Origin of the sequence: Mesorhizobium sp. M2A.F.Ca.ET.039.01.1.1, assembly GCF_003998035.1 — a bacterium.
GTDB lineage: Bacteria > Pseudomonadota > Alphaproteobacteria > Rhizobiales > Rhizobiaceae > Mesorhizobium.
Genome location: NZ_RZRY01000269.1, coordinates 1 through 7,977, shown reverse-complemented (window position 1 = coordinate 7,977; position 7,977 = coordinate 1). Strand labels below are relative to the sequence as shown.

5 protein-coding genes are annotated in these 7,977 nt (G+C 64.1%); 2 read left to right on the top strand and 3 right to left on the bottom strand.

Annotation, left to right across the window (positions count from 1 at the left end):
- The first annotated feature begins 367 nt into the window (after positions 1-367).
- Positions 368-979 carry a LysE family translocator gene (locus EOA24_RS20085; RefSeq protein ID WP_126080551.1) on the top strand — a complete coding sequence of 204 codons (612 nt, stop codon included), beginning with the start codon at positions 368-370 and terminating at the stop codon, positions 977-979.
- Here EOA24_RS20085 and EOA24_RS20080 read toward each other — a convergent pair whose 3' ends face one another.
- The 3 genes from EOA24_RS20080 to EOA24_RS20070 all read right to left on the bottom strand — a co-directional run bounded on the left by EOA24_RS20080 (position 980) and on the right by EOA24_RS20070 (position 4,179).
- A complete protein-coding gene (locus EOA24_RS20080; protein WP_126080552.1) occupies positions 980-2,800 on the bottom strand; it encodes an aromatic amino acid ammonia-lyase in 1,821 nt (606 codons plus the stop codon).
- 274 nt (positions 2,801-3,074) lie between these two features.
- Positions 3,075-3,398, bottom strand: coding sequence for a YciI family protein (locus tag EOA24_RS20075; protein WP_126080553.1), 324 nt, complete (start codon positions 3,396-3,398; stop codon positions 3,075-3,077).
- A gap of 217 nt (positions 3,399-3,615) precedes the next feature.
- Entirely contained in the window at positions 3,616-4,179 is a 564-nt protein-coding gene (locus EOA24_RS20070; protein WP_126080554.1) for a peroxidase-related enzyme, read from the bottom strand.
- 127 nt (positions 4,180-4,306) lie between these two features.
- On the opposite strand from EOA24_RS20070, the gene EOA24_RS20065 reads away from it, so the two are divergent.
- Positions 4,307-7,977 (top strand): NAD-glutamate dehydrogenase domain-containing protein (locus tag EOA24_RS20065; protein ID WP_127410004.1); only part of this gene is annotated, 3,671 nt, incomplete at its 3' end.

The window sequence follows — 7,977 nt, the reverse complement described above, 5'->3', positions numbered from 1 at the left end:
CGTAAAGCGCATGCCCCGTTCCCTTTCTGAGTCTCGACAACCAGAAGGTAGACGGAAAATCCCCGTCTTACGGGGCATGCACATGCGGCATTTCGATTCACCCGAACCTTTCCCCGGACAGCCCTGCGTGAACGGGGAGAAGAGGGCTGGCCGCCATGCTGGCGCCTATCCTGCAACGCCGGCGACTGACGAAAGCAGAGAGCGTCCTTCGCCCCGTTTACGGGGAGAAGGTGCCCGAAGGGCGGATGAGGGGGCGGCGCCGGCGCTGCTAGCTATTGTCTCCTTGCTCAACGATCGCATCTTGCCAGGCGTGCCAAATGTGATGCGATCCGGTATGGTCTGTTCCTGTTCAAGAGGAAGCGCTCTCATGCATCTCGCCTCGCTGCTGATCTTCGCCGCCGCGCTCTTTGTCGCCGCCGGTTCGCCCGGCCCATCGATCGCCGCACTCGTGGCGCGGGTGATCTCGAAAGGGTTCCGCGACGTCTTCCCGTTCCTGCTGGCGATGTGGATCGGCGAGGCGATCTGGCTGTCGCTGGCGGTGTTCGGGCTGGCCGTAGTGGCGCAGACCTTCCACTACGCCTTCGTCGTCGTGAAGTGGATTGGCGTGACCTATCTCGCCTGGCTAGCGTTCAAGATGTGGACGGCGCCGGTCGAGGCCAAGGAAGGCGAGATGCCGCGCGAGGATTCGCCTGTGAAACTGTTCTTTGCCGGCATGGCGATGACGCTCGGCAACCCGAAGATCATGATGTTCTATCTGGCGCTGCTGCCGACCATCATCGATCTCGCCTCGGTCAGCGTCGTCGGCTGGGTCGAGCTGACGCTGACAATGGCTGTCGTGTTGGTCGTCATCGACCTAGCCTGGGTGCTGGCCGCTTCGCAGGCGCGCCGGCTTCTGAAAAGCAAGCGCGCCATGAAGATCGCCAACCGCGTCAGCGCCACGACCATGGCGGGCGCCGCCGCGGCAATCGCCGCGCGATAGCTACTTGGGCAAAACGCCGGCCGAAGGCAGCGGCGCTGGCTTCGGGGCCTGCGGGCCGCCGGAATAGAATTTCGCGGCCGGGTTTTCCTGCATGAAGTCGTAGGCGACCATGCCGAGCGGTCGTTTCGGCCGCTCCGACGCCGCCTGATGCCAGGGGATTACTTGGCGCAGCGCCGCAAGCGCGGCTGTCGGCGCTGCACCGAACTTCCGCTCCGAGTTCTGCGCCTTGCGGATCTCCATCCAGTAGCTTGCCGTCAGCAGGTCCTGCGCCACGAGGTGGAACGACACGTCGACCGCGTCGCGGGCGCGCTGCGTCTTGATGCGGGTCTGCGCTTCCAGGTCCTCGACCGTGGCGACGATCGCCTGACCGTTCGGCATCACCGGTGAACCAAGTTCGGCCAGTTCCTGCCACAGATCGGTCGGCAGGTAGCCGTCGAAGCTTGGGATGTCCTTGCGCTCGTCCGGCTTCAGCACGTCGGCCGGCTTGACCACGGTGAAGAAGGGGTTGCGGAAGCGTTCGATGCGTTGCGCGACGGCGACGCCAAGATTGGTCAGGGCGTTGGTGAGGGCCTCGACCTGGTTGGCCATCGGGTAGGGGTCCCAATTGGCGTTGGAGAAGATATAGCCGGACTTGCCGTTACTCAGCGATCCGCCCTTGATGTAATATTTCATGAATTGCGGGGTGCTCAGCTCCGGCGAACTTTGCGGCGTCAAGCCGGGCAGGATCGCCGGATTGTGATCCGACGAGTTGATCGACAGCAGGACGGAATCGCGCAGATCCGCCCAGGCCTGCCAGGCCGAGCCCTGGCGCTGGCTGGAGGCGCGCATGCTTTCCGGATCCTGGATGATGCGGGCCGGATCGTTGTCGAAGAGATAGCTGCCGTTGATCATGTCCATGACGCGGGCGGCGTCCCATGTCAGCCATGGATAGGGCCGCATCGACTGAACAGGCGCGGAGATCGGCGTGACGCTGGAGTTCATGCCGTTCAGCCCCATGGCGTAGCTGAGATCGGTCCATTCCAGCAGTTTTCGCGCGTCCTCCAGCAACAGCACGGCTTGCGCCTGCGCATAGGCGTTGGTGCTGATTAGCGCCGCCTGGTCGGCGGCGAAGGGCTCCAGCGGCTTCAGCCCGGCCTGTTCGAGCGCCTGCGCGGCCGGCATGCGGACGCCTTTGAGATAGGCATCGCCTTCGCCGACCATGGCCGCTCCGATATTGCCGAGCGTCGCGAGGTCGCCTTCGCCCAGCGTGCCGCGCGATTGCACGATCGGGGTGACGCGCTTGTTCAGCATATCGACAAGCATGTGCGTCAGCTGCGGGCTGGCCGCCTCATAGGACATGGTGTTGGCGCGGATAGCCATGATGGCGCGCACCAGCGCCTCCTCCTGCAACTCCGGCCCGTAGCCGCGGTTGACGCCGCCCTTGAAGCGGGCGAGCTGCTGGTCCTTGAGAAGTTTCATGTTTTCAGACGAGGTCGGGTCGCCGGAAAAGATCACGGTTTCGCGCTGGTCGCCGGCGCCGCGATTGAACCAGTAGATCGTGACGCCTTCGGCTGCACCTTCGAGCAGCAGACCATAAGCATCCGCCGAACGTTGCAGCGCCTGCGGGCTGAGCTCGACCTTGGCGCCGTTGCGGGCGATGGCGATGACCTGATCGATGCTCAGATCGTGACCGGTCAGCGTGATCGTCTTGTCGGCCGCCGTCTCGAAAATGGGCTGGTAGGCGGCCGCCGCTTCGAACGCTTGGGCAGGAGGCGCGGCAAGCACCGCCATCAGGGTCAGGGTACAGAGAAAAGGCTTGGGCTTGGTAATCCGGTCCAGCATGACGGCTCCCATGAAGCTGGTTTTCAGGAACGACTTTCACCCATTGGAAATTTTGTTTCCTGAAAGACTAGCCGCAAGCGTCAAGCTGTCAACGACTTAAGGTTGCAGGACCGATAGTGGGGAGGGTGTGGCCTCATCGTTCCACGGCATGGGCGGGCCGACCGCATGTCGATTGCGGAGGCCGCCTGGTTCGACATGCCGAACCAAGCGGCCGTGAAGGCGATCCCGGATCTCGCTGGAAATCCGCCTTGTGCAGCGTTGCGCGGTCTGGTCGCTACATCATCTCGATGATCGGCGCGATCTCGACGCTGAAGGCCGGGTCCATCAGGATCGGGCACTCCTTGGCTTTGGCGACGGCATCATCGATGTCCCTGGCCTCGACGATCGTGTAGCCGGCGGTCGGATTGCTGCCGCCATTGTTCTCAACCTTGCCGCTGGGCAGAACCGTCTTGGACATGCCGACCGGATTGCCGCCGTCGACCACGGCCGAGCCCAGCTTGCCGTACCAGCCGGTCCAGGCATCCATTGCCGCTTTGCGTTCGGCCTCATCAGTCGGCATCTTGCCGGAGCCATGATAGACATAGAGAAATTTCGCCATGTTCTCCTCCCTTGTCGGCGGCGTCGAACCGGCACGCGGCCACGCCGCTTGCGATATGCAGCTGCGCTACAACCCAATATGCGGCTACCCCGTAATCGTGGATACGCGGCAATCCCGCAGGTCTGGACATGCAGCCACACTGCAATCCTGATCATCGAACCAAATGACGCGGCGGGCAACGAAAAATTCGGTGTTGCTAATATAAAACCTGCGGCCGTCATCTCGCCATAGCGTGGTATTCGGAGTTCGGCCGCATATCGACCGCGGCGGCCACCCGGTTCGACATGTTGAAGAAGGCGGTAGTCGAGGCGATGTCCCAGATATCGCGGTCCGAAAAGCCGGCCTGGCGCAAGGCGGCTCGGTCGGCTTCCACAATCCTGGCCGGCTCCTCCGTCAGCTTCACGGCGAATTCGAGCATGGCGCGCTGGCGGTCCGACAGATCGGTGGCGCGGAAATTCATCGCCATCATCTCGCCCAGCGCCGGCTCGCCCGACAGCTGACGCACCGCCGCGCCATGCGCGGTGAGGCAGTAATAGCAATGGTTGATCGAGGAGACGGCGACCGCGATCATCTCGCGCTCCAGCTTCGACAGGCCCGAATCGCCCAGCATCAGATCGTTGTACATGTCGGTGAAGGCGCGCAGCTTCTTCTCGTCGAAGGCGTAGGCGAGCAGCACGTTGGGCACGAGGCCGAGCTTCTCCTCGCATTTGGCGAAATAGGCTTTCGTCGACTCGCTCAGCTCCGCCTGGACAAGCTCAAGCGCGGTTATTTTGCCGGTCATATGGGTTCTCCTTGCAGGCCGATGGCGTCAGTTCGAATTTTTTTATGCGTCGTCAAACCTTTGTCGCGAAACGGCGGTCATCTGCTACGATAGCCACAAAAGCATAAGACGGGAGGCAAGAAGCGTCATGGCCAGCGTGAAATCCAAGCCGAAGAAGAAAGCCGCCGCCTTGAAAGCGGAGGAGAAGCCGGCAAGGCTTGCCGATTATCTGCTTGCCCGGGCGCCCGCCGAGGATATCGCGGCCTATGACGCGGCCGACCTGGAACGCGCAGGCGAGCTCGCAGCCCGAGCGGTGGCCAGCCACAGGAAGGGCGAAAGCGTCGTCGCCGTCGATGCCGATTCGGGGGTTGCCTGCGACGGCCGACCGGTCACGGTCATCACCGTCGTAAACGACAACATGCCGTTCCTGTTCGATTCCATCCTTGGCGAGATCACCGAGAGCAGCGGCCAACCGACGCTGGTCACCCATCCGATCGTTACCGTCCGTCACGGCAAGGCCGGCGTCGTAGAGGTTCTGGGCGACGGTGGCAAGGAGGATGACGAGCACGAGCGGCTGAGCGTTGTCCACGTCCATGTTCCGAGGCTGACCGCGGAGGAGGGGAAGAGCCTTACCGAACGGCTGCGCAAGATGCTCTCCCAGGTTCGGGCCGCGGTCGTCGACTGGAAGCGTATGCTCGCCCGCCTCGACCAGGCGATTTCCGAGTTCCGCTATTCCGCGGTGCCGCTCGACAAGAAGAGCGTCGCCGAGGCGATCGCCTTGCTCGAATGGCTGCGCGACGACAATTTCACCTTCCTCGGCATGCGCGAATTCAAATATGTCGGCGGCGAGGAGAGCGGCTCGCTGGAGCGCGCCGACAAGCCCGGCCTCGGCATCCTGTCGGATCCGGATGTGCTGGTGTTGCGGCGCGGCACCGAGGCGGTGACGACGACGCCGGAGATCCGCGCCTTCCTGCATGGACCGGAGCCGCTGATCGTCACCAAGGCCAACGCCAAGTCCCTGGTGCACCGCCGCATCTATCTCGACTATGTCGGCGTCAAGACCTACACGGCGAAAGGCGCGCTGGCGGGCGAATTGCGCATCGTCGGCCTGTTCACCTCGACTGCCTACACGCGCTCGGTGATGAAGATCCCCTATTTGCGCTCGAAGGCCGAAACGATCATCGCCAAGTCCGGCTTCAATCCGAACGACCATTCCGGCAAGGCGCTGATCAACGTGCTGGAGAGCTATCCGCGCGATGAGTTCTTCCAGGTTCCGGTGCCGGTCCTGAGAAAGCATGCCAATGCCATTCTCGGCCTGGTCGAGCGGCCGCGGATCAGAGCGCTGGTGCGCGCCGACCAGTTCGATCGTTTCGTTTCGATCCTCGTTTTCGTGCCGCGCGACCGCTATGACAGCGTCGTGCGCGAGAAGATCGGCGCATATCTCAAGACCGTCTTCGAGGGCCGGCTGTCGGCCTATTACCCGGCCTTTCCTGAAGGCGGGCTGGCGCGCGTGCATTTCATCATCGGCCGCTCCGGCGGCAAGACGCCGAAGATCGAGCAGTCGACGATCGAGGCGGCGATCCGCGACATCGTGCGCACCTGGGAAGACGCGCTCTCCGAGGCGGCGGAAGCGGCCGGCAGCGATCCGGCGCTGAAGGCGATCGCGGCGCGGTTCCCCGAAAGCTACCGCGATAGCTTCTCGGCCGCCGTGGCGCTGGCTGATGCCGGGCGCATCGCCAAAATCAGCGCCGACAATCCGATCGCCATCGACTATTACCGCCATGCCGACCAGAAGCCGAACCAGGCGGCGCTGAAGATCTACCACCATGGCAGCCCGGTGGCGCTGTCGCGGCGCGTGCCGGTGCTGGAGAATATCGGCTTCCGCGTCATCAGCGAGCGCACCTTCGAGGTCGCCGGCGACCCGGCTGCAACGGTCTTCATCCACGACATGGAGCTGGAGAACAGCTACGGCAACCCAATCAACCTCGCCCATGGCGGGGCGCTGTTCGAGGATGCCTTCCTCTCGGTCTGGCGCGGCGACGTCGATAATGACGGCTACAACGGCCTGGCGCAGACCGCCGGCCTGTGGTCGGGCGAGATCACCATCCTGCGCGCCTATGGCCGCTACCTGCAGCAGGCCGGCATTCCGCAGAGCCAGGATTTCATCGCCGCCGCGCTCAACCGCTATCCGGAGATCGCGCGCGGCCTGCATTCGCTGTTCGTCGCCCGGCTTGGGCCGACGGCGGAAGGCGACGGCGCGGTGGCGGCCAAGCACCTCAAGGCCAAGATCAAGGACGCGCTGGAAGAGGTGCCCAATATCGATGACGACACCATCATCCGCCGCTACCTCAACCTCATCGAAGCCTCGCTGCGCACCAATCATTTCGTCGCCGATACGAAAGCGAAGGGGCAGTCGCTGGCAATCAAGCTCGACTCGCAGGCGGTCGAGGGACTGCCGGCGCCGCGGCCATGGCGCGAGATCTTCGTCTACGGCTCCGAGGTCGAGGGCGTGCATCTGCGCTTCGGCCCGGTGGCGCGAGGCGGCCTGCGCTGGTCGGACCGCGCCCAGGACTACCGCACCGAGGTGCTGGGTCTGGTGAAGGCGCAGCAGGTCAAGAACGCGGTCATCGTGCCGGTCGGCGCCAAGGGCGGCTTCTATCCGAAGAAGCTGCCGATGAGCGCCGGGCGCGACGCCATCTTCGAGGCCGGCACCTCGGCCTACAAGAACTTCGTCTCCAGCCTGCTTTCGATCACCGACAATATAGGCGTCGACGGGGTCATCCCGCCGGCCGGCGTGGTGCGGCGCGACCCTGACGATCCCTATTTCGTCGTCGCCGCCGACAAGGGCACGGCGACCTTCTCCGACACCGCCAACGCCATTTCGGAGAAGCACCACTTCTGGCTGGACGATGCCTTCGCCAGCGGCGGCTCGGCCGGCTACGACCACAAGAAGATGGGCATCACCGCCAAGGGCGCCTGGGAAGCGGTGAAGCGGCATTTCCGCGAGATGAACCGCGACATCCGGGCTGAGCCCTTCAGCGTGGTCGGCGTCGGCGACATGTCGGGCGACGTGTTCGGCAACGGCATGCTGTTGTCGCCCGCCATCAGGCTGATCGCCGCCTTCGATCATCGCGACATCTTCATCGATCCCGATCCGGACATGGCGGCCTCCCTGGCCGAGCGCCAGCGCATGTTCGCCCTGCCGCGCTCGTCCTGGCAGGACTACGACAAGTCGAAGCTGTCGGAAGGCGGCGTCATCGTCTCGCGCAACCAGAAATCGATCACGCTGCCGCAGGCGGCCGCCGCCGCGATCGGGCTCGCCAAGACCACGGCGACGCCGGTCGAGATCATGAGCGCCATCCTCAAGGCGCCGGTCGACCTTTTGTGGTTCGGCGGCATCGGCACCTATGTGCGGGCTTCCGGCGAAAGCAATCAGGATGTCGGCGACCGCGCCAACGACGCCATCCGCGTCACCGCGCTCGATGTCCGGGCGAAAGTCATCGGGGAGGGCGCCAATCTCGGCGTCACGCAGCGGGCGCGCATCGAGTTCGGCATGAATGGCGGCCGCTGCAACTCGGACGCCATCGACAATTCGGGCGGCGTCAACTGCTCCGACGTCGAGGTCAACATCAAGATCGCGCTGGCTTCCGCCATGCGCAAGGGCTCGCTGACGCGGCCGGCGCGCAACAAGCTGCTCGCCGAGATGACCGACGAGGTGAGCGCGCTGGTGCTCTTCAACAACTACCAGCAGACGCTGGCGCTGTCGCTCGCGCGCAAGCGGGGCCTGGCCGACATCGCGCATCAGGCCCGCTTCATGAC